A 23,732-nucleotide genomic window follows, 5' to 3' on the forward strand; every position below is an offset into this window, starting at 1 on the left:
ATCACACAGCATGATCGATGTTCAGAGACGAGTAGACCCGGGAATGTCGGCGTTGGGCCGAAAGCTGTCTTCGGCTAATTCGTCACCACGGCCGGGAGGTAGCTTAAAGCTATTTCAAATGAGGACAAACTGGCAAAACAAAAACCGGCCGCCCAAATCCATATCGACGAAAACGCAGTTGGAATTTCCTGATAAGAGGAGCACGGGAAGACGCATTGTGTCATGACAGCCATAGCCGATCGGAGACATGAAACACAGCTCGACCAAGATTGATCTTTGAGCGTGTCTTTGGCTCCTCTTCGGCAGAAGACTCCTGAACTAGCGATTGAACTTCGTGACCAGCAAGGCGAACAAGGCCACTGATACCGCGAAGGCGAATGCGCCTAGCGCGATCGACCGCATCCATAGATAAACGATGACGGTGCATCCGCCCACAAACAAAGGCCCTATCCATTCCACGACGAACTTGGGCAACATCTTGGAACGAGCGGGGTTACTTACAGCATAGCTGTCAGAGGTAGAGGCACCCGAAGCATCCCGCCCTGGCTTCCGACCGCTTGGGAATGCCGAGGCAAGTGCAGGCGTTGGCCAGGCATCCGCACCCGCTCCGCTAAGCAGCCAGATCGGGTCGGAATTTTGCCACCTTTTGAAATCTGCCACCATGCTCTCAAAAATCGGCCCCGGACCGTCCTCAAGACGATCCATGGAGCCGGCGGTCTCTCGTAACCCGGCCTCTGCATCCTCAGGATCGGGAAGGCCAGCCGTCCTGACAAGGATAAAGGGTCCAAAATCGCGCTCTATTAACTCGACAAAACCGTCATAGATAGGAGCGTATGTCTCACCGATACCCCTCAGCACAGGTTCGCGCCGCCGGTTCAGCCGGATGAGCGCCTGCTCACGGCTCGTCACCAGGTAAGGATAGGTCGTGTCTTCGGAGCAGCCCGATTCCGCCTTGAAGTCCTCACGCTCTCCATCCGGATCATCGATGTCAAAATTGTCGATGATCCGGGCACGGGCAATATCGGCTTCCCCGAACAGGCACCACCATAACAGTGGAATCCCGTTTTTGGCTTCCAGCTCGCTGCTGCCATCACGCCAGAACTGCCTCCACTCGCCGGCTTCACCCGACGGCATACGAGGCTGTTCAGATGAGTTGAGGAACACGTAATTTGCCATTCACGAAGCCTTCTGAAACCGACGCGCGACAATGGTTCGTTCGCCCACGCAACAGGGGAAATAGCGGTCTGCCGCTGGGTGCGCACTCCACTGATGCCAGACGATGATTCCGACATGAAGCCGGACACTATCGCCTGCCCAAGATCGATTTGATCTTTGGAGAGAATGGAGGTTGACGTCAAGTCGGTACGGGGTAGTGGTTCCCGGCATTGGTGCACGGATCGTTTGCAGGGTTGTGAGCCGGCTTTGAAGAATGACCCCCGTTAAGATCCCACCAGCCATTCGAAACCGACAGGAAAATTGCAATATCCATGGAGTCTGGAGCGACGCCGGCATGACTATGGACCTCGGGATTTCATGAGCCTTCTCCGATTGAGGCCCACAGAGTGTACCAGTTTTTCGTCTCTCGTGGTTCAGCCCGAAGGGTTCACTCCAATGCCGGGTCAGTTCTCAGTGAAAATCAACACCAAGCAGAAAGCGGCTCAAATCATGACGGAATTCAACACGCAAGCTTCCGCACTGGAAGCGCTGGTTCAGTGTCGAAAACTGCTGTCTTGTGCCCGTCGCCAGCCTCACCGCTCCCGATCCAGCAACCAGGAGCATAGAGGCAATGTGCCGAATCCCTGGCTTACGCCCCACGAGGACATGCCGCTGATGTTCTTTGCCGGCATCCACGTTCCGCAATGGACGCCCGTGCGAAAGATCAAGGATGGAGCGACGATCTCTGCGGGTTTTTGAGCACTGATCCGAACAACCTCGTCAAACCCATTCACGACAAGGCCACGTCGGCCCTGTCGCAACCAAGGAAGAGACTGACATCTGGATGACGGCGCAATGGGAGGAGGCCAAGGAATCTGCCCAACTTCCGGATCTACTCTCAAGGTGGCGTCCGGAGAGCCTCATGGATCGGTCGTCGTCACACCAAAGAAGGCGAACTCGTCGACCAGCCGGAGTTGTTCTGATAGTTCGTGGAATGCAATAAGGCTGACCTTTAGTTACCTATCTCGCGCCACAGCGGTCGCGGTCCCATGCGGGATTTGTCAGATAGCAGGGCCCATTCGAATAGGGCTACCGTCCGCGAAGCGGGACAGGCGGAAACGATGCAGATCATGGCCGATGTCGCTTCCACGGATCATGTCGGACATAATGCGGCCAATCCCGGGCCCGATGCCGAAACCGTGGCCACTCATCCCTGTTGCCACGAATAGGCCGCCAATCGGTTCGACCCGATCAACAACCGGGACCGCGTCTGGCATGGCGTCGATCATCCCCGCCCATGTCGTTTCCAGGCGAAGGTTTTCGAACTGCGGAAACAGATTTTTAAAGCCGCGCAGGATCGCAGCCAGATCGGAACGGCCAGGAGCTGGATTAAGCACCCGCATCTGCTCGAAAGGGCTTGTCTCATCTGGTGTCCAGTCGCGGGGGGTCGACCAACCATCAGGGAATCCCGAGGGAGCGGCAGGGAGATAACGAGTTCCCAGAGGATGGGCCATCAGGGCCGGAAGATATTTCCTGGCGTGTCGGAATGCATCGGGGCCGACATAAAGAAGATTGCTCCTGCCAGGAGCCAGCGTGTATCCACCATCCTGCCGACGCCTGAACGCGATATCGTCATCGACGGCCGCGCCGGCATGAAACTCGGGCAACGGCCCTGTTGCTGCGACCGTGGCCCTGACGCTGAGCTGAGGAATGGAAACACCATGCTTCTTTAAGAACAGCGACGACCATGCACCTCCGGCGACCAGGACGTTCGAGGTTTCGATCTTTCCGCGCTCGGTCCACACGCCCACAACCCGGCCCGCAGCGATATCAAGGGTTCGGGCGGCGCAGCCTTCAATGATTGTGACGCCCCGGCGGGCAGCAAGCCGCGCAAAAGCTGGAACGGCCAGCCAAGGCTCCGCCCGCATATCAGACGGCGTCGTCATCGCTCCGGAAAATCTGCGTGCCATTCCTTTGATCATGGAGGAGACCTGCGCCCCGTCGACAAGACGGGTATCGATCTTATGGGCGGTGGCGATCTTCATGAAGTCAGCGAACCCCGTCATGTCCTTTTCGGACCTTGCAAGATACGTAACCCCTGTCTGCCTCAGACCAATGTCTTCACCGCACTCTTCCGCGAGCTGCTGCCACAAACGGCATGCCTCGATCACTATCGGCAGCTCGTCAGCGTCTCTTCCCTGTTTTCGTATCCATCCCCAGTTTCGCGACGATTGTTCCGCAGCGACACGTCCTTTTTCCAGCAAAGTCACCTGAATGTTGCGGGCCGCAAGGAAGATCGCTGTACTGACACCAATGATCCCTCCGCCAATGATCACCACCTCCGAGGTTTTTGGCAGGGCGCTGGAATGTCGGATCGGGTCCGCGACGGAAAATGGAAACATCAGAACATCTTTGTGGATGGAGGCCTCCTTGATCCCTAACCTTGGAGCAGACCTATTTCAAGCGCGGTGACGTTGTCCGCATTTTTGTGCTCATTATCCAATTTACGGTCCACGTCGACCCGAATGAGGTCGGGAGCTCGTAAAGGAAATTGGACCGACGATCTGTCATAAATAAGCGCCGGATTCTCGATCGACAGAAGTCTTAAACGGTATGGCACCGAGAAAGATTTGCGCTTTGAGTTTATCTGGCCGTTGCCAGCGCAACCCACCCACACCTTTCTCGATAGTGGGACACCGTTCATACGTCCTTGAGATGACCGTCGCGCCCTGACACCGGCCGGTCGCGTTGCTCGCGCGCACGGACGCTCTTGAGAATGCATCGGCCGCTTTTGCGATCGCTTTATCGGGCGAAGCGCTCCGGTCGGAACGCGCCTAGAAGCGGATGACGCTTGCCGGTGGCGATTTCGTCGGCAAGCAGCTCGCCGGCAATCAGGCCAAGAGTGGCGCCGCTATGGCTGAAGGCGACGAAATAGCCGGGTATAGCCTGCAACTCTCCAAAAACCGGCTCGCCGTCACCGGGGATGGGTTTGGGGCCGACGCCGTAGTCGCCGATTTCGAGCTTGGGATTTCCTTCCAGCACCTTTGAGGCTTCCTGCAGCAATCCCTCAAGGGTCGATGTCTTGATCTGGTAGCTGCCGTCGGCATTCACGATAACCTCTTCCTCAGACCACGCAGAATCCAGGGCAAAGGCCCCATCGTGGGTCGGTCGGATGGCAACCCGCGGCGTATTCAGCACAGCCTTCAGGGGATGATCGATCGGCTTCGTTCGAACGAGAAGTGCGATCGGCGTATCGTCACCAATATGCTGGCCGGCCTCTGCAACAATCGCTGGCACCGCACCGCCGGCGGCCAGCAACACCGCATCAGCCGACCAATCGACACCGTTTGCCGTCGTGACGCCGGTGGCGCGGCCGTCCCGCATATTCACCGTCGCCCTGCCTGCGTCTGTGACGATTTCGCCACCCAGCGCCTGGAACTCCTCAGCAAGAACGCCGATCAATGATGGCAGATCGACCCAGCCCTCGCCCGGATTGAGGATCGCGCCTTGCCGCGTTACAGAGAGGAGATCGACACCCGGTATTGCCTTGGTAATCTGATCCGCACTCAGCAATTGCGCGTGGTAGCCAAGGTCCCGCTCATAGTCAAAGACCGCGGCAATGTCATTGCCAGCGTCATCGGCGTCCCAGGTCAATCCACCATCGAAGCGCAACCAGGCTGCCCCGGGATATTTGGCCGAAAGTGTGCGATAGCGGTCAATCCCAGCCATACGCAGCCGATGATACGCATCCGATCGGCGCCGAGCCGAATTGAGCCAAGCAAGTGAGCGGCCAGATGCGCCATTTGCCAAAGAGCCATGATTGATCACGGTTGTTTGAATTCCGAGCCGGGCGAGATGGACGGCCGTGGAAACGCCGAAGATACCACCCCCGACGACAATGACCTTCGAAGGACGAATGGAAGCATGCATGTTGGAAACCTTGTCTATAGTGGGTGTTGCGATCAAAGAGCCGACTGAGCCGCAGTCGGCCCTGGTTGTCAGAGAACTTCGGCAAGGAAGCGTTTCAGACGTTCGTTTTGAGGATTGTCGAAGATCTGTTGCGGCGGGCCAGCTTCAACGATGCGGCCTTCATCCATGAAAATGACCTGGTCGGCCACCTTGCGGGCAAACCCCATTTCGTGCGTGACGATGACCATGGTCATGCCCTGACGCCCGAGATTGGCCATCAGGTCGAGAACGCCCTTCACAAGCTCTGGATCGAGCGCGCTCGTCACCTCGTCAAAGAGGACAACCTCGGGATCCATGGCCAGTGCGCGAGCGATTGCGACGCGTTGCTGCTGGCCGCCGGAAAGGCCGGCGGGCCGATGATCCTTGCGTTCGGCAAGCCCGACTTCCGCGAGGCGAGCCTCGGCAATCCGTCGCGCCTCGTCCTTGGGCAGTTTCTTGATCTTCGACAGCGACAACATGACGTTTTCAAGTGCTGTGTGATCCGGAAAGAGATTGAAGTGCTGAAACACCATGCCGACACGCCGGCGCAGGCTTTCCGGCTTCATGGACAGGATACTCTCTCCATCGAGTTCGATACTACCGCGCCTCGGTTCCACCAGCCGATTGAGGCATCTTAGCAACGTCGACTTGCCCGAGCCCGATGGTCCGACAATGCACGTCACGGTGCCGTGAGCGACATCGAGATCGATGCCTTTCAGCACTTCAAGATCGCCGTAGGACATGCTGAGATCACGGACTTTGACCGCCCCGCCCTTGAAGCGTGGAGCCGCGCCCGCGCGGGACGTCCGAGTGCCCGACGCCGTTTCCAGCTCGCCAACCTCGACAAGCCCACTCGTCGCACCGGAACCGCGCCCCTGACGCCCGAGACGCAGATGTGTGTCGATGTAATTGACGAGATGTGTCAGCGGAACGGTGATGACGAGATAGAAGACGCCTGCAAGCAACAAAGGTGAGAGATTGCCGGTAACGACGGCCTGGTCCTGACCGACACGGAAGATCTCACGCTCGGACGCCAGCAGCCCGAGAAAGTAGACAAGACTGGAATCCTTGACGTTGCCGATGAACTGATTGACGAGAGCCGGCAGGACGCGCCGTACGCCTTGCGGAATGACGATCAGGCGCATTCCCTGACCATAACTCATGCTGAGCGCGCGACAAGCTTCCATTTGACCTCGCTCGACGCTTTGGATGCCGGATCGAAAGATCTCGCCGATATAGGCGCCTGCGATGAGGCTAAGCGCGATGATGCCCAGTGGAAAAGGCGATGGACCGAAAAGCTCGCGGCCGATGCGAGCAAAACCCTGACCAATGATCAGGATCGTTACGATCGCCGGCAAGCCACGAAAGATATCGGTGTAGATGCGCGCCGGCAGGCGCAGCCAGCGCGATTGCGAGATACCCATCACCGCCAGCAGCATTCCGATAGCAACGCCGAGCACAGTGGAAGCGGCCGCCAGGATCAGCGTGTTCTTCAACCCGACGGTGATCATACTCGGCAGGACTTCCGCCATCGCATCCCAATCAAGGAAGCTACGGCGGAGATTTTCTAGCCAATCCATTCAATTCCCCATGAAGTTCTTGAGAGCAGGCAAATGCCGCCGCCCAACAAGCCGGGCGGCGGCGACCTTACTTCTTGGGAAGATATTGATCGGGCATCGGCGAACCAGGGAACCACTTCTCATAAAGTGCCTTCCAGGTGCCATCCTGCATCGCTTCGTGCAGTGCTTTGTTGAGCGCCAGACGTAGGGCGTCATTGCCTTTGTGAACCACGAATCCTGCCGGTGCATCGAAAGACGGGATGTTCACTGCAATCTTCAATGCAGTATAGCGCTCACCATATTGCTTGGCTGCTTCGTAATCGAGGAAATGTGCGTCGATGGTGCCGTTGTTCAATGCGGCCACGGCCGAATTGTTGTCCGGGAATTTGACGAGATCCGTGCCGGTAAAGTTTTTCGTAGCATAAATCTCCTGCAATGTGCCCTGCACCACACCGAGGCGCTTGCCCTTCAGGCCGCTCGCGTCCTTGATCGATGCATCGGAGGTGAGAACCGAAAGATAGCCGGCGAGATAGCCGTCTGAGAAATCGACCGTCTTCTTACGTGCGTCGGTGGTCCCGATCGCGGCGACGGCGACATCAAAGCGCTGATTGGCGACGGATGGCAATAGGGCCGAAAACTCCTGGCCGGTGAACGTCACCTTGTCCTTGGGGAAACCCATGCGGGAGACGACGTTGAGGAAGAGTTCAATGTCGAAGCCGGTGAATTGTCCATCGGCCGTCGTAAAGGTGTAGGGCTTGGAATCTCCCATCGTGCCGACGCTGATGACGCCCGGATCGATCAGATTGTAAGGATTTTCGGCGGCAGCTGCCGGGCTGACGCTTGTTGCGACGAGATAGGCCAGCACACCGGCGCGCAGGGGCGCGGCAATGGCTGAGAATAGACTAGATATTTTCATGTTCGTTCTCCGCTCTGAAGGATGCTCTTATCGGCATTCGTGCATGCGCGTCCGTATCTCTGCCCATCGATCGGCAAGAGATTATCTAGACAAGAGACCGGTCTCATATATAAAGAGACCGGTCTCATATATATTTGTTAACTTGAGATTGACCGTCCGTCAACAACTCTTGTAGTCGTCATCCCATGGAAGAGCCCCTCACCTCAAAACGCTCCGTTACAGTTGCCGATGTTGCCAAGGCAGCGAATGTCTCCAAAGCTACCGCTGCGCGCGTCCTCGGTGGCTATGGCGTCGTCAGCGACAAGGTTCGCGCGCAAGTGCTTGCCGCTGCTGCTGCACTCGAATATCGGCCAAATGAACTCGCCCGCAGCATGACTACGGGCAAATCCGGAATCATCGGCGTTGTCGTCGGCGATATCGAAAATGCCTTCTTCAGCCTCGCGGTCAGAGGGATTAGCGACGTCGCGCGCATGGCTGGCTTCAATGTCATTATCGCCAATTCGGGTGAGGAGCTTCAGGCGGAGAAATCAGCGGTCGACCTGCTCATCGGCAAGCGCGTGGATGGCCTGATCGTCACGCCTGCGCGATGCGACCGAATGGAGCATCTGCAGGACATACGCCGCGTCGGCGTGCCGCTCGTTCTCTTCGACCGAAGCATTCCCGAGCTTGGCGTCGACGCTGTGACGGGTGACGATTTCAAAGCTGCCATAATGGCAACCCGCTATCTTCTCGACATGGGGCATCGCCGGATCGCCTATGTATCCGCCATGGATGCAGAAAGGGAATTCCTTAGCGCCAGCCACAGCATTTCCAATTCCGCGGTTCGCGAACGCGTGGAAGGTGTGCTGAAGGAACTCGCTGATGCCGGCGTTGAGAAAGCCCCCCATTATGTGCGGCTTGGTGCAACCGACCAGAGTAGGACGGATGACATCATCAGGAGCTTGCTGCAAGATGCGGCACCGCCTACTGCCCTCATCGCATCTGACAGCCTTGTCGGCCACAGAGTATTCAAGATCTTACAGGCGCTCGAACTGTCCATACCTAAGGATATCTCGATGATTTCCTTTTTGGATGCCGACTGGACGACCGTGACGACACCACCGATCACCGTCATCGACCAACCGGTCTACGAAATGGGAAAGAAGGCCGCCGAGCGACTGATCTTACGGCTGAACGGCGCGGATCTGCCAGTCGAACGGATCGCCATCCAAACGGCACTGATCAAGCGCGGTTCGGTTGCCTTACTGCCTGGCGGCCGTGACTAATAACGTCCGGTATCCCAGACTGGCTATCCTTCAGAGGCTAGACAGTCGTCCTGTATCAAGTTGGAAGCGGTCCGCAGGTGAAACAAATCGAGCAATTGATGCCGAGACGCCCTTTGCAACTGACCGTTCGCGAATAGACAGGCAAGCGTCGCCCGGAAGCATTCCGAGAAGTTTTTGTTCCCAGGCCGCTGGCGCAACGGCTTCAATACGGCACTCCGCTTTTTGAAGGTGGCAAACGCGGCTAAGATATGTAGCTGGCGTCTGCTCGCTGAAATCTTGATGAAAATAGTCAGGAGCGACTATCGGATGAACGAAACGCTCCTCGAGCTGCACCGCTACTGCGTCTTCAAAGTGAACCATCACGGAGTGAAAGATCGGTGAGCTGCAAGGGATAGCAAACTCTTCGGAAATTGCTGGCGTGGCCGGTTCTTCGGACATGCTGATGACCTTGCCAGTATATACTTTGCCCCGCCTCCGGACGTGATCGGCTGTATCGCGCATTTGCAAGAGGATTGGAAAACTGTGCTTGCTCGCAACAAAGGAGCCAACGCGCGGCGTCCGTGTAACCTCGCCCTCCCTGACGAGTTCGCGAACAGCGCGATCGGCAGTCATTTTGGAGGCGCCGAACATCGCTGCAAGCATGCTTTCGGAAGGGACGCGATGTCCAGGAGGCCATTCGCCCCCGCGAATCCGGGCGAGTATGCCGCGCCGAACGTCTTGATAGCGAACCATTCCGTGATCTCACGTTGAATCCTGATTGAACGCGGGGCGGCCTGTCATCTTCCAGTGAAGTTTGGTTGAGCTTTGGCCGCGAATGCCCGCACCCCCTCTGATCTGTCCTCGCTCGCCGCGATCAGCGCGGACAACGACCGTTCGTATTGAATGCCCGCCGATAGCGGGGTTTCGAAGCTTGCAAGCACCGCCGCCTTGGCTATCTTGACCGCCAATGGCGCCGCGCGGGCAATCCGTGCCGCGATTTCGAAAGCAAGGTCCTGCACATTTTGGCCATCGGAAGTTACCGAGCTGACGAGACCGAAGCGACGTGCTTCCTCCGCCGTCAGACGGCGTCCGGCCAGGATCATTTCCATGGCCATCGACTTGCCGACAACACGAACCAGGCGCTGCGTGCCTCCAGCGCCCGGTATCGTTCCGATTGCCGCCTCCGGCAGCCCGAAGAGCGCGGTCTGGTCTGCGACGATAATGTCGCAGATGAGAGCCAGCTCGAGACCGCCGCCCAAGGCGTAGCTCGAGATTGCGGCAATCAGCGGCTTGGTAATCGCCGCCACCTGATCCCAGTTTTCGCTAAAGCCGCTCGTAAAGAGCTCGATCGGATTGGCTGATGCGAGAGCGCCGATATCAGCGCCGGCCGCAAATCCACGCTCGCTGCCGCTGATGACGATCGCGCGCACGGCTGGATCGGTCTCACAATCGCGAAGCATGGCGACGAGCTCCGTCAACATCTTCGCATTGAGCGCATTTCGTTTGTCGGGCCTGTCGAGGACGATCTGCGCGAACCCGTCGTAACTCGCTCTCCGAACCAATGGCGACATTATGATTTCCGCCTTTCCGTGAGCAGACGCACGGTTTCGTCCCTGCGGGAGATCGCTGCCGCGACCCCCTCTTCTGTCCAGGGGTAGAAACCGCGCCCGCTTTTTGTCCCGAACGCCCCTTCCTTGCAGAGGCTGCGCACCAATGGCGACACGGCCTCGCCGCGATCCAACGCCGGCATGAGAATTCCGGAGACCTTTTCGACGGTATCGAGACCCGCCATGTCCATCAGGCGCAAGGGTCCGGCGGCAGACCAGCGCGGCGCCAGCGTCGTCTCGACCGCACGATCGACATCCTCGATAGACGCGACACCAGCCGACACGAGATGGAGGGCTTCGCGCAGAATTGCGTATTGCAGCCGGTTGACCACGAAACCCGCTACGTCGGTTTTCACCTCGATCACTTCCTTGCCGATTGCCGCGCAAAGTTCACGCGCGCGCTGAACGACATCATCGGCGGTTTTTTCACCGCGTACGATCTCGACAAGGGGCATCACGGCCGGAGGGTTAAACCAGTGGATCCCGACAACACGCTCAGGCCGCTCCAGTTTTTCCGCAATCGTCGTGATCGGAACGCTCGACGTGTTTGTCGATAGCAGGCATTCCCTCGAAACCAGAGATTCGATCTCGGCGAAGATGCGCTGCTTCAGCAACACGTCCTCGGCCAGGTTCTCGGTCACGATGTCAGCACCATCCACACAGTCCTGCAGCGATGAGATGTATTCGACCTGCATCTCTGCGTTTGTGCGCGTTTCGATCTTCTTGCGAGCAGTATCCAGTGTGCTCTGACTGCGGGAGAAGAGGCGCACGGGATAGCCGAGTGCGGCAAAGACACCGGCAATTCCGGTACCCATCGTGCCGGCGCCCAGAACTGCCACGCGTGGAAGGCTGGCTATCTCATGATTTGAATGAAGCGTGCTCATCAGATGATCCCCCGCGCTCTGAGACCCTCGATCTGGGCGGCGCTCAGCCCCAATTCCGCGCCGAGCACACTGTCGGTGTGTTGACCCAGAATGGGAGCCACGTGGCTTTCCGCGGGCTCGACATCGCTGAACATGACCGGTTGCGGCAGGACGTGGAATGCACCGGCGGTCGGATGTTGAACGGTTTTGACGATCCGTCGATGATGCGCGTGCGGTGTGGCAAGTGCCTGTGCCAGATTGTAAATCGGCGCGGCCGGTATGCCTGCTTCCTCTAGACGCTCGGTCACGTCTTCCACGCTTTGGTCGCGCGTCCAGCTTTCGATGAGAGACCGCAAGGCAGCCTGATTGTTTTGGCGATCGGGATCGGTTCTGAAGCGGGCATCCTCCACAAGCCCAGGGTTGCCAAGCGTATTCGCCAGCTTCTTGAACAAGGCATTGTTGGCAACGGCGATGACGACATATCCGTCCGCCGCCATATAGGCATCCATCGGCGCGCTGATCGGGTGCGAATTGCCGACACGGCCCGGCGGCTCCCGCCCTCCGGTAATCTGTGACAGCGATACCATTTGAAGGGATATGAGCGAATCCAGCATGGCGACGTCGACGTGTTGGCCCTCCCCGGTTCGCTCGCGCTGGATCAATGCTGCCAACGCGCCCCACGAGCCATAAATGCCGGCGGTGACATCGCCGATCGCATCGCCGACGCGCGTCGGCGGACCATCTGGCCAGCCGGTGACGGTCATGATGCCGCCAATCGCCTGGATCACATGATCATAGGCGGCGCGATGCGCGAGCGGGCTGTCCTGACCAAAGCCGGAGATGCTGACATAGACCAGCCGTGGATTGATGGCTTTGACCGCTTCGTAGTCTATGCCCAATCGCGCCGTGACGCCTGGTCTGAAGTTTTCGACGAGGACGTCGCTTTGCTTGATCAGCTCCAGAAGCAGGGCATGCCCTTCATCGGATTTGAGATCCAGGGTAACGCTTCGCTTGCCGCGATTGACCTGCATGAAATAACTGCTCTCGCCATTGATATGTGGAGAGAAATGGCGGGAATCGTCGCCCTGCTGCGGGATTTCGATCTTCGTAACAACAGCTCCCAGATCACCCAGCATCGCCGAGCAGAGAGGACCCGCCAGAACGCGGGCGAGATCCAGAACCTTGATCCCGTCCAGCGGCCGTTTGGCATTTGCACTTACATTCACGAATTGTCCTCCCCTGGGATCAGACGTCTTTTTTGAGCGCGTGCTCGACGACCGTGTGAAGCGTCGAGTCATCGATGAGTTGGCGAACGGCTTGGAGTTCGGAATACATCGCCCGGTCTTCGTCGCGCGTGGCAACGACGCCCCGTATTGCATCATAGGCCGCGCCGGTGCCCCTGCCCGGCCTCAAAGGTCGGTGGAAATCAAGGCCCTGCGCGGCGCAGATCAATTCAATGCTGAGGATGTCGGCCAGGTTGTCGGCTGCCGTTCGCGCCTTGATCGCGGCCGAGACGCCCATGCTGATGTGGTCCTCCTGGCTTGCGCAGGTGGTGACAGTATGGACCGAGGACGGCGATGCCAGGCTGCGATTGTCTCCGGCGATGGCGGCAGCCGCATAAGGCGGGATCATGAACCCGGAATTGGCGCCGCTCTGGCCGACCAGAAACGGCGGCAACTCGCTGATATGGCCGTTGGTCAATCGGTCCGAGCGGGCCTGCGACATGGTGCTGACATGCGCGATGGCGATGGCCAGAACATCCAGCGCAAGCGCCGTCGGAGCGCCATGACCGTTGCCGCCCGGCAGCGGAATAAGTTCGCCGTCTTCGATGACGAAAACGGGATTGTCGGTTACGGAGTTCACCTCGATCGTCAGCACGTCCTTGCAGTAGGCCAGCGCATCGCGCACGGCGCCATGAACCTGAGGAATGCAGCGCAGGCTCAGCGCATCCTGCAGCCGGTGGTCTCTATGGGCGGCGAGAACGTCGCTGCCATCCAGCAGCGCCCGAAGGCGACTTGCCGTTGCAGCCTGTCCCGGATGCATTCTCATATTTTGCAGGCGAGCGTCGTAGCCGCGGCTGTTGCCCTTGAGCGCTTCCAGGCTCATGGCACCGGCAACGTCGGCGATGGCAACAAGCTCCTCGGCATGATGAACGGCCAGAGCACCGATCCCGGTGATTTCGTAGGTGCCACTGATGAGCGCATGCCCCTCGCGCGGGCCGGGTGCGATCACGGGAATCGATGCGCGCTCCATGGCCTCGCGGCCTGAGAGCAGCTCGCCCCGATACCAGGCCTTGCCTTCCCCGAATATGACCAGCCCGATGTGTGAGGTCGCGATCAGGTAGCCCACCGATCCCTTGCCGGGGGACCACGGAGTAACCCCACGGTTGAGCATCTCGGCCATCGTCGCGACCAGCTCAGGGCTGACGCCGCTGTGCCCCTGCAGGAGAGCCTTGATCATCGTCGCCATGATTGCGCGAACGGATGGCGCATCGAGAGGCTCGCCCATGCCGCTCGCATGGCTGCGCAGCATGTTCAGCTGAGCTTTCGAAATATCTTCCGGCTTCAGCTTGACGGTGTAGAGATCGCCCACGCCGGTCGTCAAACCATAGATCGGCCTACCCTCGGAGATCGCCGCTTGCAAAAGCCGCTGAACCGGCTTCATGCCGTCGATGGCATCCTTGCACAATTCCACCTGCGCCCCGTGCGCGATGGCAACGATGTCGGCGATCGAGGTCTGCTGGGTCCCGAGCGTGATCGTCGCCGAGCCGGATATATTCACTTTGGTTTGCATGTGCCGATCTCCATTCTTGCCGCCATTCCGAAACATGATCGAAAACTGGTTTCGTTACGGGTGTGGGACTTTGGCGGCCAGAAGCAGAGCCGGCCGCCATCGACAATCTTAGTTGAGCTTGTGCTTCTTCAGCCAGTCGCCTGCCACGTCGTCGAAGCTGTCCTGATTTGCGAGGCGTCCGTTCATCTCGATCAGGTCCTCCGTTGTGAGGGCTGCCGACACCGCATTCAATGCGGCCGTAACCTTATCGTTGACTTTCGCCCGCGCGATGATGGGAAGGATGTTCTGCGCGGGGAAAAGGTTCTTGCTATCCTTCAGCGCGACCAGATTGCTCGTCTTCATAGCGGGGTCGGTGGACGTCATGTCTGCCGCGTCGACCTGACCGTTGGTGAGCGCCGAAAGCGTCAAGGGGCCTGCGACGTCGAGCGTCTTGAAATCCTTGAACTCAAGGCCATAAAGATCCTTCAGCCCAACGACACCTTCCTTGCGGGTCTTCCATTCCGGTGGGCCGCCAAGCACCAGCTTTGCAGCAACGGCCTTCAGATCCTCGATAGAGGTCAGCGAATACTTCTTTGCCGTATCGGCCGTTACGGCAAGAACGTCCGAGTCCTGTGCGTCCGAGGCCGTCAGCATCGTGATGCCCTTCGGGAGGACTTTGCCAAGGGCGTCGATGACATCCTTCGGCGCGTCGGCGGTGGCGTTCTTGTCGAGATAGCTCAAGGTGGCGCCGGAATATTCCGGGATCAGGTCGATCGAGCCGTCGAGCAGCGCCGGCATATAGACTTCGCGGCTACCGATATTGAGTTTCGTGTCGACCTTAAAACCCTTGGCTGCAAGCGCCATTGCATAGATCTTGGCGAGGAGCTGGCTTTCGGGAAAATCGGCCGAGCCGACGGTGATCGTATCCGCCGCGGATTTCGTCGCATCGGTCGAAAGCGGGTCCGTTGCCTGGGCAATCTGGAAAGCGCCCAGAAAAGTCGAGATGGCAATTGCGCAGCCTGCAACAAGGTGTCGTTTCATCTTAGCTGTTCCGTTATTTTTCGTTGGTGGAGAGATGCCGAGGACCGGCCTTTTTCACAGTTCGCCGCGTCAGGCCCGGCGACACCGCAAATCTGGAGAGACTGCCAAAGAGGAGATCGATCAGAAGGGCGAGCATACCAACAAGCAGCGCGCCGACCGCCATCTGCATGTAGTCGTTTTGCGCGCGGCCATCGATGATCAGCCTGCCGAGGCCGCCGAGCGAGACATAGGCGGCGATGGTCGCTGTTGATATGACCTGAAGGGCGGCGCTGCGGATGCCGGAAAAGATCAGTGGTAACGCGCAAGGCACCTCGACCTGCGAAAGAAGCGCCATCGGCCGGTATCCCATGCCTTTGGCCGCATCGACGGCTGCAGGATCGACCGATGTGACCCCGGCATAGGCGCCCATCATGATCGGCGGCACGGCGATCAACACGAGCACGGCTATGCTGGGCACCAGAAATGCCAGATCAGACTTGAAATAAGGGCCGACGAGGATCACCAGCAAAACGATCAGGCCAAGGCTCGGCAATGCCCGGGTGGCGTTCGCCGCACCGGCGATCAGGAACGTGCCGCGACCCGTGTGCCCAACGAAGAAGCCTATCGGCAGTGCGATGACCAATGCGATCAGGAGAGCTGCGCAGCTGTATTGGAGATGTTGCAGGAGCAGCGTGGGAATGCCGTCCGAGCCATGCCAGTGTTCTGGATCAAGAAGCCACGAGATCATCGATCTATGCCTTTCTTGGTTGCCAGGGGGTCATCCACCGGTTGGCGAGGATGACGAGACCGTCCAGCACGACCGCAAGCAAAAGGCAAAGGATGATGCCGGCAATCAACGGGGTAACGAAGCGCAGCTGGAGGCCCTGCGTGAACAGGAGCCCAAGCTGCGGGGTTCCGATCAAGGCGGCAACGGATACAACGCTGACGTTGGAGACGAGCGCGACGCGAAGGCCCGCGGCGATCACGGGCACGGCGATCGGTAGCTCGACGTGGAAGAACCGCAGGAAAGGCCGGTATCCCATCGCAGTCGCTGCTTGCAATGTATCCGCCGGTACCGCCTCTAGTCCGTCGCAAACCGTCCTGATGAGCAGAGCCAGCGAGTAGACCGCCAGCGCGACGACGACATTTAGCGGATCAAGGATTTTTGTCTGTAGAACCATTGGAAGCAGGACGAAGAGCGCCAGCGATGGGATCGTGTAGAGCAGCCCGGCGGTTCCAAGGATCAGAGATTTGAACACTCCGCTCCTGTGGGCAAGCCAGCCAAGCGGAAGCGCGAGCAACAATGCCCCTACGACCGGGATCACCGACAACCCCAGATGCCACCAGAAGAGTTGGGCAATGTTGGCCGATTCTCGCCAGAGCCAGTCAAAGCGCATGTCGCACCTCTCGAGACGGTGCGCTGGCGTCCGCGGTTTGATCCATCAGCACCAGTAGATCGGGAAGGGTAACGCAGCCGACGAAGCGGCCATCGTCGCCAACGATCACGCCACGGCGGCTTGGCGAGCTGAGGGCCGCGTCGAGCAGCTGACGCAACGACCCGCTGAGTGCTGCAAATGTACCACTGAGATTGATGTCCCCCATTGTAATTGGAGCTCGCAACCCCGAAGGTTCGGTCCAGCCAATCGGTTCGCCTCGCTCGTTCGTAACCAAAAGCCAACGATCTCGGCTGGCGGCACGCGCCGTCTCCGGCTTATCGCCGAGCTTGGCAGTCGGTTCCTTGTTTGCTGCCAGCTTTCCAGCGGTCCCAACAAAGCCAAGATAGCGATAGCCACGGTCGCGGCCCACGAAATTGGCCACGAACTCGTCGGCTGGCCGGGTCAATAATTCCTGTGGCGTCGCGATCTGGGCAAGCTTGCCGCCGACCCGTAGGACGGCCACCTGGTCCCCTAACTTCAAAGCCTCGTCGATATCGTGTGTGACCATGATGATGGTTTTTCCCATCTCCTTTTGCAGTCGAAGGAACTCGTCCTGCAACTGGGTTCTCACAATCGGATCGACGGCACTGAAGGGTTCGTCCATCAGCATGAATTTCGGACTGGAAGCGAGCGCTCGCGCGACACCGACGCGCTGTTGCTGCCCACCGGACAGCTGCCACGGATATCTTCCGGCAAAATCCGGCGACAGGCCAACGCGCTCAAGAAGATCAAAGGCAATTATCCGGGCCTGAGCTTTCGAAATGCCATTGAGCCGCGCGGTCGTCGCGATGTTATCGAGGACCGTGCGATGCGGAAACAGGCCGGCATGCTGGATGACATAACCAATGCGGCGCCGAAGGATTGCCTCATCCATATCTGACGTCGGTTCGTTACCGAGGCGGATCGTGCCGGAAGTTGGCTGCACGAGGCGGTTGATCATGCGCAAGGATGTCGTCTTGCCGCATCCCGAAGGTCCGACCAGAACAGTCAGCAGTCCAGTCGGCGCGACGAAGGACAGTCCGTCCACGGCAACAACCTCTCCCGGATAGCGCTTGGTTACGTCTTCGAAAGCGATCAATGTCGGCTCCCAGCCTATATGTACCTGTATATATAGGTTACACGAAAAGATGGCCGACGCAATGTCAAATGCGAAAATTTCAGACTGACGTTGGGGACGCACAATAATTGTGCGATTTCTGCCGGTTAGCGAGACGGAGTCCGCGCCGCAGGCCAGGATTGACCTGTTTAGTCGGCGGGAGCATTGTTATTTGCGCTCGTCCAGCGTCTCTTGCGTGACGAATGAATGGCGCATTCCGGGATGGACGAAGCGGGTGAAGGTCGTCACCTGATCGCCTACCCAGGTCTTGCGCGAGACGACGAGGCAGGGGTCGCTCTCGCGTAGATCTAGTAGGCGGGCTTCTGTTGCCGTTGGAAGCACCGCCTGGATTTCGTGCTCGGTCCGTGTCGGCAACGCGATAAGTTGCAGGTAATCCGTGGTGGACCGTCGCGTAAAATCCTGAAGCAGGTAGTCAGGTGCGAAAGCAGCGGACACATACCGGTCTTCAAGCTGAACAGGGCTCCCGTTGGCGCTGTAGATGATTAGGCTATGAAACACGGTTTCATGATTTGCCACGCCCATTCTCCGGGCAACCTCGTTGTTGGTGCTTTTCTTTTCCAAAGCTTGCACACTGATTGAGAGAGCTTGGCCTCTCCTGCGGATGTCGTCGGCGATGTTGTGGAGAAGAACGAAGGTCGACGATGCCTTTGGTTGCGCAACAAATGTTCCCACGCCTGCGACCCGTTCCAGAACGCCGCTCACCGCCAACTCGCGCAACGCACGGTTTGCAGTCAGTCGAGAAGTGCCCAGCTCAGCGGCTAGTTGATTATCACTCGGAATTTTCGAGCCTGGCCGGAACGTACCGTCAGCGATCCGTTCAAGAACATGCAACTTGATCTGTTCGTACAAAGGCTGCGGATGTAAGAGCAATGCCGAGTCTCCGTCTGAAATGCGCGCTACTTGCAGGGCCCCAGAATGCTTTCAGGTCCGCCAGCAGAGCGAGACATATAGCATGGTAATGATTCACGCGACCAAATCCGGCCCATCCGCTGTGGATCGAATTTGCTGCTGGAATTGGCGAGCTCCCACCGGCTGAGTTGAGCAAGCCCCAGTCCTTGGCTCCGATTGGAAAGGGCAGCAGAACCATTGAACTCAAACCCAGCCGAACTTCAGCCATCTGCGGTGCCGTCAAGCGCTCGTCAAATAAGTAGTGTTGAGTTTCACAATGCCCTGCCCCATATCTCCACCCGGCGTTTAACCGTCCGGTTGCCGAGAACCCGATGACGAACATATTAATTCGAAATCAAAAAGGGGTCATGGCGAAATGGAAAACTGGGTGAAATCACGACGCAAATGAACAATGTAATGTTCGGTTGCATAAAGGGCAGGTCCGTCGATGGATGGCAGCTCACGCAGAAACAATGATAATCCCGTTGTTTTCGTCGGAACGCTCGACAATCAATCCGGCCGGTTTGACCGCGACGCATCAAAAATGCATCAGACCCCTTATTCCGTGCTTAAGCACAGCGGCTGCGCATCCAAGTCTTTCAATCTCGTTGAGGACTTTTCGGAGCTTGGGCTGACCATAAATGTGGCGGGCACCATGGTGCCCGCCCTATCATTTGCAAATGGGTGCGGCTTAGTTTGCGGCCGGCGCCGCCTGGGTGGTCATGCATTCGGACAGGCCCATGAAGGCCTTCTCGCCGCCCGCGAGGCTGAAATCGGCAGTGGTGTTGTTGGCGGTCAGGCTCAGCGACTTGCCACTGGTCAGCGCCATAACGGCCTCGGTCGTGTTCGGGACGTCGATCGTTGCCGTTGCCGCCGTGTCAGCAGTCGACGAGAAACTTGTGGCCGCGCCACCATCGATCGACCAGGAGCCGGTCACCTGATCGCCCTTGGCGAAAGTGAACTTCGAAGAATTTGCAAACAGGACGACCTTGTCACCAACCGCGAGAAGACCGACGCCTGTCGCGGGGTTCTGAGCAAGACAACCGGTGAAGGTGTCGCCGTCTTTCAGCGGCGTGACGGAGAAGTCGGCAGCATCGACGGACGCGGTGGTCAGAAGCATGGCGGCGAGGGTCATGATTGTCAGGTGAAGTCTGTTCATGGCATTTCCTTCATGAGTGGAGAATCGATCAAGCGCTTGGTTGCAAAAACCTGCGACCCAGGATTGGACGGCACGGAGAATCTACGTTCGGCGAAACGGAAGCCTCGCCAAAATCCTCAGCCGTTGTCGCATGGATTGTCACTTCCACTTATAACCCCGGCAAAATTGTTTCACTCCGATCCTTAAACCGAAAGTACCGAATATTTTCGCGGTTCATTTCTGGGCTGATTTGCAATTCTTGACCGTGGAACGCTTCTCGAGGTAGCGGCGAGGAGAAGCCTGTAGAGCGGCCGATCCTATTGCCTGATGAATTCCGCCGAGATTTGACCGGATTTTACACTTGCCGCTGACCCTGCCGGGTGGAGGCAGGCCTATGAAATACTTCACTATTTCAAATCAGTTATGGATATTGTGCAATGGAAAACGGGGTCAGTTTCAGATGGGAATCAACAGTCCAGTGGCTGCAAAGTGTCTTGCGATTTTATAAATAGACCGTTCATCACCAACGCTGTTTGGTCCTGATTTCACGAGCGCACCCTGCGGCTGATATCGTTCTTTACGATAGTGTGGCAGCAGGCACTCTGCCACTCTTCCCCGAGAAAGGACAATATGAGTTCTGAAACGTGCTGCGGATCTTCCCAATGCAGATTATGCCCATATCCACTGAGCGTGATCGACCGAGCGCAGGCAAGCGCATCAACAACCGCCTGTCGATGGGAGGCGTCGAACAGAGGATCATCCGAACCACTTAGGCAAAGCACTGGAGCCGCGATCTGCCTCGCGCTCGGCCTTAGATCGGTCTGACCAAAACCATCGAGAATACCATGCCAAATGTTAGCGGGCATCGCTGCAGCATCGATTCTCAATTTCCAAATCAGGTCTGGATCGATAGGTCGACTGCAGGAATACCAATCATCAAAAAAGGCATCAGAGGGATGAATGGGGTCGCGAAGCGCTCGGATGCCGCGTGCGAGTGGGCTCGAGCTGCCAAAATTCGGTCTCAGGCTTGCAGAGAGAAGCACAAGAGCACTTACGTCACCCTTACGACGAATCGCGAGTTCGATCGCTGTCATTGCGCCCATCGAATGGCCAATGACCGCCATCCGGGAAATGCCTAGGCCTGTCAGTAAATGGTCGATGCTCTCTGCAAAATCACTGACATGCAGCCCGTCTCCCCGGGCAGAAGCACCGTGCCCGGGGAGATCAGGAAAGATGAGGCGGTAACCGGCTAAAAATGGTTCAAGCACCGAAAAGCTACGGCTGGTGTCCGAAAAGCCATGTAGCAACAGAAGCACAGGCCCGCTTCCGCCACTGTCAACGAAAGCCATCGGCTTTTTTCCCGGCAGTTCGACACGCTGCTTGCGACTATGCCAATCGTCACCGAGGGAATATGTCATAAGCCCAGCGATACCTTGACAGCCTGAAGGCCAGGCTGGCCACCAAAGGCCGATACGCCTGCAAGCCAAGCTTCCAATCTTTGCGGCTCGTCCTTTATCGCCTTTAGGGCAGCTTGTTCCGGCTCCAGCCCATCATTCATGATATAGGCCATGCCACGGTTCTCATACTCGATGTCGAAGGCGAGATTGTTCAAAAGCTTCGCGACGTTCGGACACTCTTGCAAATAGCCCTTTCGAACCTGAGTGGAGACCGTCGCAGCACCGAAGTTCGGGCCATAGAATTTGTCACCGCCCGTAAGATATTTGATGTCGAATTCGTTGTTCATCGGATGCGGCGCCCAACCCTGGAAGACGATGAACGATTTATCACGCGTTTTGCGAGCGACTTGAGAAAGCATGCCTTGCTCGCTGGATTCGACCACTTCCCAACCATTAAGACCGAGTGCTGGATCCTTGACCGCATCCAGCATCAGCTGATTGGAGCCTGGCTCAATGCCATACAGTTTCCGCTCGAATTGATCTGCAAACTTGTGCAGGTCGGAAAAGTCTTTGACGCCGGCCTCCCATTCATAGGTGGGAACAGCGAAGGTGTATTTCGCACCGACAAGATTGGTGCGTACGGTCTCGACCGAGCCATCCTCCTTGAATGGCTTGAAATAGGTGACCATGGCTGGATCCCAATAGCCGAGAAACACGTCGAGATTGTTGTTCCTCAGGCTTGTGTAAATCACATCAATTCCAAGTAGCTGGCTCTTCGGCTCGTATCCAAGTCCTTTCAGAAGGGACGTGGCAATGCCTGTCGTGAATGCGAGATCATTCCACCCCGGCTCGGCCAAGCGTACGAATTTGCAGTTTTCGGCTTCCGCAGCGAAACCGGGATTTGATGTGGCGAGGATGACAAAGGCTGCAGTCGCTGCTTTCAGTAGTCGGTTCATTTCGTCCCCATTTTGTCCGTTAGGTTATTTTATTATCCCATGGGTCAATAATTGACCTTTCCGGAAAGTTTGTCAATGTGGGCGCAAATCAGGGGGTGACGATGAAACTGGCCAGGATCAGTGATATCCGAAGGCGCGAACTCAGGCGGGCGGCTTTTGACGTTTTGCAGCGCGAAGGCATGGCGGGGGCAACTCTGGAGAAGGTTGCAGCGCAGGCCGGTGCCTCGAAGGGCATTGTCCTGCACTATTTTGCCAACAAACAGCAGCTATTCGAGCACGCTATGCGCGAGGCGAACGCCGTCTTGAAGGATGCCGTCGTGGCGCGGCTAAAGCACGCTACAACCCCGATCGAAAGACTGAACGCAATCGTCGAAGGCAATTTCGAGGAACGCTTCTTTCAGCCCTCCATTTGCCACGCCTGGCTATCGCTCTGCGCCGAGGTGCCGCGAGAGCCGCAGCTGGCTCGCATTCAAAAGGTTATTCATGCCCGGATGCGATCAAATCTTATGTCGGCGCTGATTCATCTCCTTCCCAAGGAGGAATGCGAGGCCGTCATTCTCGGCATTACCTCGCTGATAGACGGACTGTGGCTTCGGTTAGGTCTGCAATCGGAAGGCCTAACGCGCGAAGACGCGCTTCGGCAGATGCGAGACTATCTTTCGCACAGACTCTCTTCCTGCGGCATTTAGTCTCGCGAAAGATCACTGCACTCACGATATGGGAAATGTCACCTAAGATGTTTGGCACAGTCCACCCTCCCGTCGATCTGGCTCGCGGGGCGAACAAATGGAAGTGGCACGGCATGGACCTCGCGGCCGAGTGCATCAGCGGCCCGGCGGACAAGAGACCGTCAAATCGTCGATAGTGCACGATCCGAACGGACAGGCTTCCAGATCGTAATGTCGCGCTCCCTTTCAAGCAATTCGGGCAATGCTTCGTGCCACGCCTGCCTGTAGGGTCGCTGTAGTTGCACGTTCAGCACATCGTCGTGATCCTCCCAGGTTTCATAAAGCATGAAGCGGCAATCCGACGCCGGATCGGCATGCAGGACCGCTTCATGGAACATAGGCTCGGATCGCATGGCCTCGAGTACGCGTTCAAGAAGCGAAAGGAAGCGGGAGCGCTGCTGGGGGACGACATCAAACTTGATGACATAGGTGACAGACATGGGCGGCTCCTGGTCAGGCTCGCGTGAGCGGCTCGGTGAATTGATGGTCGGAGGCGATGCGGCCGCTCTCATCCAGGCACAGGAAATCTGAGCCGACAGCCTTGATGGCATCCAATTTCGGATCGACCATCACCCAATAGAACTTGATGACGCCGTGATGCCCAAGTGGCTCGCCCAACACTCGGAAGACAAATCCCTGATCTCGAACGAACTTGTTGTGTGCCTCCTCAACCCGGGCTTCCAGTGCCTCATAGCCTTTGACTTCGCGGGTGGGCGTGAAATGCAGGCCGTCCTGTACCCATAACCTTTCGATGCCGTTGCGGCGCTTCAGTTGATCCGGCTCATTCCAAACGGCGACATACCGGTTCGCCAGTTCATCAAGATCGGTCGTCATATCGCTTTCCCTTCTCCGAAGTTGCTTAGCCAGCCGACAATGGGACAATGCCGAGCATCAAGTCAGCTACCTGAAAGGTAGTTTTCTGGATGACCTTTGGGCTCTATTCTCTCTATTGTATTCGGGAGGTATGATCGCCTGCCCCGATCGCTGA

The 23,732-nt window shown here is 57.7% G+C and carries 22 protein-coding genes and 1 pseudogene; 3 read left to right on the plus strand and 20 right to left on the minus strand.

The annotated features are described in order from the left end of the window. Positions 1-318: 318 nt before the first annotated feature. Positions 319-1,176: a hypothetical protein gene (locus ACQZ6F_RS32180; protein WP_449096173.1), complete on the minus strand. Its 858-nt coding sequence runs from the start codon at positions 1,174-1,176 to the stop codon at positions 319-321. 499 nt (positions 1,177-1,675) lie between these two features. Here ACQZ6F_RS32180 and ACQZ6F_RS32185 point away from each other — a divergent pair. Next, a pseudogene (locus tag ACQZ6F_RS32185) lies at positions 1,676-2,138 on the plus strand (SOS response-associated peptidase family protein); the annotation flags it as partial. 78 nt (positions 2,139-2,216) lie between these two features. On the opposite strand, the gene ACQZ6F_RS32190 reads toward ACQZ6F_RS32185, so the two are convergent. From ACQZ6F_RS32190 to ACQZ6F_RS32205, 4 genes are all read right to left on the minus strand, one after another. After that, positions 2,217-3,557 (minus strand): NAD(P)/FAD-dependent oxidoreductase, encoded by a 1,341-nt coding sequence (locus ACQZ6F_RS32190; protein ID WP_449096172.1) that lies wholly within the window; start codon positions 3,555-3,557, stop codon positions 2,217-2,219. 400 nt (positions 3,558-3,957) lie between these two features. Beyond that, the gene (locus ACQZ6F_RS32195) at positions 3,958-5,085 is read right to left on the minus strand and encodes an NAD(P)/FAD-dependent oxidoreductase (RefSeq protein ID WP_449096171.1); all 1,128 of its coding nucleotides are present in this window, start codon (positions 5,083-5,085) and stop codon (positions 3,958-3,960) included. A 68-nt stretch (positions 5,086-5,153) separates the two neighbouring features. Continuing rightward, on the minus strand, positions 5,154-6,683 hold the full coding sequence (locus tag ACQZ6F_RS32200) for an amino acid ABC transporter permease/ATP-binding protein (RefSeq protein WP_449096170.1): 1,530 nt from the start codon (positions 6,681-6,683) through the stop codon (positions 5,154-5,156). 67 nt (positions 6,684-6,750) lie between these two features. Beyond that, positions 6,751-7,578: an ABC transporter substrate-binding protein gene (locus tag ACQZ6F_RS32205; RefSeq protein ID WP_449096169.1), complete on the minus strand. Its 828-nt coding sequence runs from the start codon at positions 7,576-7,578 to the stop codon at positions 6,751-6,753. Positions 7,579-7,763: 185 nt separating this feature from the next. On the opposite strand from ACQZ6F_RS32205, the gene ACQZ6F_RS32210 reads away from it, so the two are divergent. Then, complete coding sequence (locus tag ACQZ6F_RS32210) at positions 7,764-8,843, plus strand: LacI family DNA-binding transcriptional regulator (RefSeq protein ID WP_449096168.1); 1,080 nt, start codon at positions 7,764-7,766, stop codon at positions 8,841-8,843. 30 nt (positions 8,844-8,873) lie between these two features. Here the strand turns inward: ACQZ6F_RS32210 and ACQZ6F_RS32215 are convergent, their stop codons facing one another. The 13 genes from ACQZ6F_RS32215 to choX all read right to left on the minus strand — a co-directional run bounded on the left by ACQZ6F_RS32215 (position 8,874) and on the right by choX (position 22,016). Then, positions 8,874-9,575: a UTRA domain-containing protein gene (locus tag ACQZ6F_RS32215; RefSeq protein ID WP_449096167.1), complete on the minus strand. Its 702-nt coding sequence runs from the start codon at positions 9,573-9,575 to the stop codon at positions 8,874-8,876. A 44-nt stretch (positions 9,576-9,619) separates the two neighbouring features. Next, positions 9,620-10,393: an enoyl-CoA hydratase-related protein gene (locus ACQZ6F_RS32220; RefSeq protein WP_449096166.1), complete on the minus strand. Its 774-nt coding sequence runs from the start codon at positions 10,391-10,393 to the stop codon at positions 9,620-9,622. Beyond that, complete coding sequence (locus tag ACQZ6F_RS32225; protein WP_449096165.1) at positions 10,393-11,313, minus strand: 3-hydroxyacyl-CoA dehydrogenase family protein; 921 nt, start codon at positions 11,311-11,313, stop codon at positions 10,393-10,395. Before ACQZ6F_RS32225 ends, ACQZ6F_RS32220 begins: the two co-directional genes overlap by 1 nt. Then, positions 11,313-12,518, minus strand: a complete 1,206-nt coding sequence (locus tag ACQZ6F_RS32230) for a CaiB/BaiF CoA transferase family protein (RefSeq protein ID WP_449096164.1) — start codon at positions 12,516-12,518, stop codon at positions 11,313-11,315. Before ACQZ6F_RS32230 ends, ACQZ6F_RS32225 begins: the two co-directional genes overlap by 1 nt. Positions 12,519-12,537: 19 nt before the next feature. Then, entirely contained in the window at positions 12,538-14,085 is a 1,548-nt protein-coding gene (locus ACQZ6F_RS32235; protein WP_449096163.1) for an HAL/PAL/TAL family ammonia-lyase, read from the minus strand. Between the two features lie 108 nt (positions 14,086-14,193). Further along, on the minus strand, positions 14,194-15,105 hold the full coding sequence (locus tag ACQZ6F_RS32240) for an ABC transporter substrate-binding protein (protein WP_449096162.1): 912 nt from the start codon (positions 15,103-15,105) through the stop codon (positions 14,194-14,196). Positions 15,106-15,118: 13 nt separating this feature from the next. Beyond that, on the minus strand, positions 15,119-15,832 hold the full coding sequence (locus ACQZ6F_RS32245; RefSeq protein WP_449096161.1) for an ABC transporter permease: 714 nt from the start codon (positions 15,830-15,832) through the stop codon (positions 15,119-15,121). A gap of 4 nt (positions 15,833-15,836) precedes the next feature. Further along, positions 15,837-16,481: an ABC transporter permease gene (locus ACQZ6F_RS32250; RefSeq protein ID WP_449096160.1), complete on the minus strand. Its 645-nt coding sequence runs from the start codon at positions 16,479-16,481 to the stop codon at positions 15,837-15,839. Beyond that, entirely contained in the window at positions 16,471-17,547 is a 1,077-nt protein-coding gene (locus tag ACQZ6F_RS32255; RefSeq protein ID WP_449096229.1) for an ABC transporter ATP-binding protein, read from the minus strand. Before ACQZ6F_RS32255 ends, ACQZ6F_RS32250 begins: the two co-directional genes overlap by 11 nt. Positions 17,548-17,784: 237 nt before the next feature. After that, complete coding sequence (locus ACQZ6F_RS32260; protein WP_077472330.1) at positions 17,785-18,507, minus strand: UTRA domain-containing protein; 723 nt, start codon at positions 18,505-18,507, stop codon at positions 17,785-17,787. Positions 18,508-19,216: 709 nt separating this feature from the next. Further along, a complete protein-coding gene (locus tag ACQZ6F_RS32265; protein ID WP_449096159.1) occupies positions 19,217-19,684 on the minus strand; it encodes a hypothetical protein in 468 nt (155 codons plus the stop codon). A gap of 524 nt (positions 19,685-20,208) precedes the next feature. Next, a complete protein-coding gene (locus ACQZ6F_RS32270) occupies positions 20,209-21,012 on the minus strand; it encodes an alpha/beta fold hydrolase (protein WP_449096158.1) in 804 nt (267 codons plus the stop codon). A gap of 65 nt (positions 21,013-21,077) precedes the next feature. Continuing rightward, positions 21,078-22,016, minus strand: coding sequence for a choline ABC transporter substrate-binding protein (gene choX, locus ACQZ6F_RS32275; RefSeq protein WP_449096157.1), 939 nt, complete (start codon positions 22,014-22,016; stop codon positions 21,078-21,080). Between the two features lie 101 nt (positions 22,017-22,117). Here choX and betI point away from each other — a divergent pair, with 101 nt between their 5' ends. Next, positions 22,118-22,705, plus strand: coding sequence for a choline-binding transcriptional repressor BetI (gene betI / locus ACQZ6F_RS32280; RefSeq protein ID WP_449096156.1), 588 nt, complete (start codon positions 22,118-22,120; stop codon positions 22,703-22,705). 161 nt (positions 22,706-22,866) lie between these two features. Here betI and ACQZ6F_RS32285 read toward each other — a convergent pair whose 3' ends face one another. Next, the gene (locus ACQZ6F_RS32285) at positions 22,867-23,184 is read right to left on the minus strand and encodes a putative quinol monooxygenase (protein WP_449096155.1); all 318 of its coding nucleotides are present in this window, start codon (positions 23,182-23,184) and stop codon (positions 22,867-22,869) included. A gap of 13 nt (positions 23,185-23,197) precedes the next feature. Beyond that, a complete protein-coding gene (locus ACQZ6F_RS32290; RefSeq protein ID WP_449096154.1) occupies positions 23,198-23,578 on the minus strand; it encodes a hypothetical protein in 381 nt (126 codons plus the stop codon). Positions 23,579-23,732 lie beyond the last annotated feature (154 nt).

Source organism: Rhizobium sp. A22-96, assembly GCF_053521805.1.

What these genes read in the sequence shown, in the direction of transcription:
- ACQZ6F_RS32180 (WP_449096173.1), bottom strand. Translation starts at nt 1,176, where the DNA reads ATGGCAAATTACGTGTTCCTCAACTCATCTGAACAGCCTCGTATGCCG.
- ACQZ6F_RS32190 (WP_449096172.1), bottom strand. Translation starts at nt 3,557, where the DNA reads ATGTTTCCATTTTCCGTCGCGGACCCGATCCGACATTCCAGCGCCCTG.
- ACQZ6F_RS32195 (WP_449096171.1), bottom strand. Translation starts at nt 5,085, where the DNA reads ATGCATGCTTCCATTCGTCCTTCGAAGGTCATTGTCGTCGGGGGTGGT.
- ACQZ6F_RS32200 (WP_449096170.1), bottom strand. Translation starts at nt 6,683, where the DNA reads ATGGATTGGCTAGAAAATCTCCGCCGTAGCTTCCTTGATTGGGATGCG.
- ACQZ6F_RS32205 (WP_449096169.1), bottom strand. Translation starts at nt 7,578, where the DNA reads ATGAAAATATCTAGTCTATTCTCAGCCATTGCCGCGCCCCTGCGCGCC.
- ACQZ6F_RS32210 (WP_449096168.1), top strand. Translation starts at nt 7,764, where the DNA reads ATGGAAGAGCCCCTCACCTCAAAACGCTCCGTTACAGTTGCCGATGTT.
- ACQZ6F_RS32215 (WP_449096167.1), bottom strand. Translation starts at nt 9,575, where the DNA reads ATGGTTCGCTATCAAGACGTTCGGCGCGGCATACTCGCCCGGATTCGC.
- ACQZ6F_RS32220 (WP_449096166.1), bottom strand. Translation starts at nt 10,393, where the DNA reads ATGTCGCCATTGGTTCGGAGAGCGAGTTACGACGGGTTCGCGCAGATC.
- ACQZ6F_RS32225 (WP_449096165.1), bottom strand. Translation starts at nt 11,313, where the DNA reads ATGAGCACGCTTCATTCAAATCATGAGATAGCCAGCCTTCCACGCGTG.
- ACQZ6F_RS32235 (WP_449096163.1), bottom strand. Translation starts at nt 14,085, where the DNA reads ATGCAAACCAAAGTGAATATATCCGGCTCGGCGACGATCACGCTCGGG.
- ACQZ6F_RS32240 (WP_449096162.1), bottom strand. Translation starts at nt 15,105, where the DNA reads ATGAAACGACACCTTGTTGCAGGCTGCGCAATTGCCATCTCGACTTTT.
- ACQZ6F_RS32245 (WP_449096161.1), bottom strand. Translation starts at nt 15,832, where the DNA reads ATGATCTCGTGGCTTCTTGATCCAGAACACTGGCATGGCTCGGACGGC.
- ACQZ6F_RS32250 (WP_449096160.1), bottom strand. Translation starts at nt 16,481, where the DNA reads ATGCGCTTTGACTGGCTCTGGCGAGAATCGGCCAACATTGCCCAACTC.
- ACQZ6F_RS32265 (WP_449096159.1), bottom strand. Translation starts at nt 19,684, where the DNA reads ATGAACAGACTTCACCTGACAATCATGACCCTCGCCGCCATGCTTCTG.
- ACQZ6F_RS32270 (WP_449096158.1), bottom strand. Translation starts at nt 21,012, where the DNA reads ATGGCTTTCGTTGACAGTGGCGGAAGCGGGCCTGTGCTTCTGTTGCTA.
- choX (WP_449096157.1), bottom strand. Translation starts at nt 22,016, where the DNA reads ATGAACCGACTACTGAAAGCAGCGACTGCAGCCTTTGTCATCCTCGCC.
- betI (WP_449096156.1), top strand. Translation starts at nt 22,118, where the DNA reads ATGAAACTGGCCAGGATCAGTGATATCCGAAGGCGCGAACTCAGGCGG.
- ACQZ6F_RS32285 (WP_449096155.1), bottom strand. Translation starts at nt 23,184, where the DNA reads ATGTCTGTCACCTATGTCATCAAGTTTGATGTCGTCCCCCAGCAGCGC.
- ACQZ6F_RS32290 (WP_449096154.1), bottom strand. Translation starts at nt 23,578, where the DNA reads ATGACGACCGATCTTGATGAACTGGCGAACCGGTATGTCGCCGTTTGG.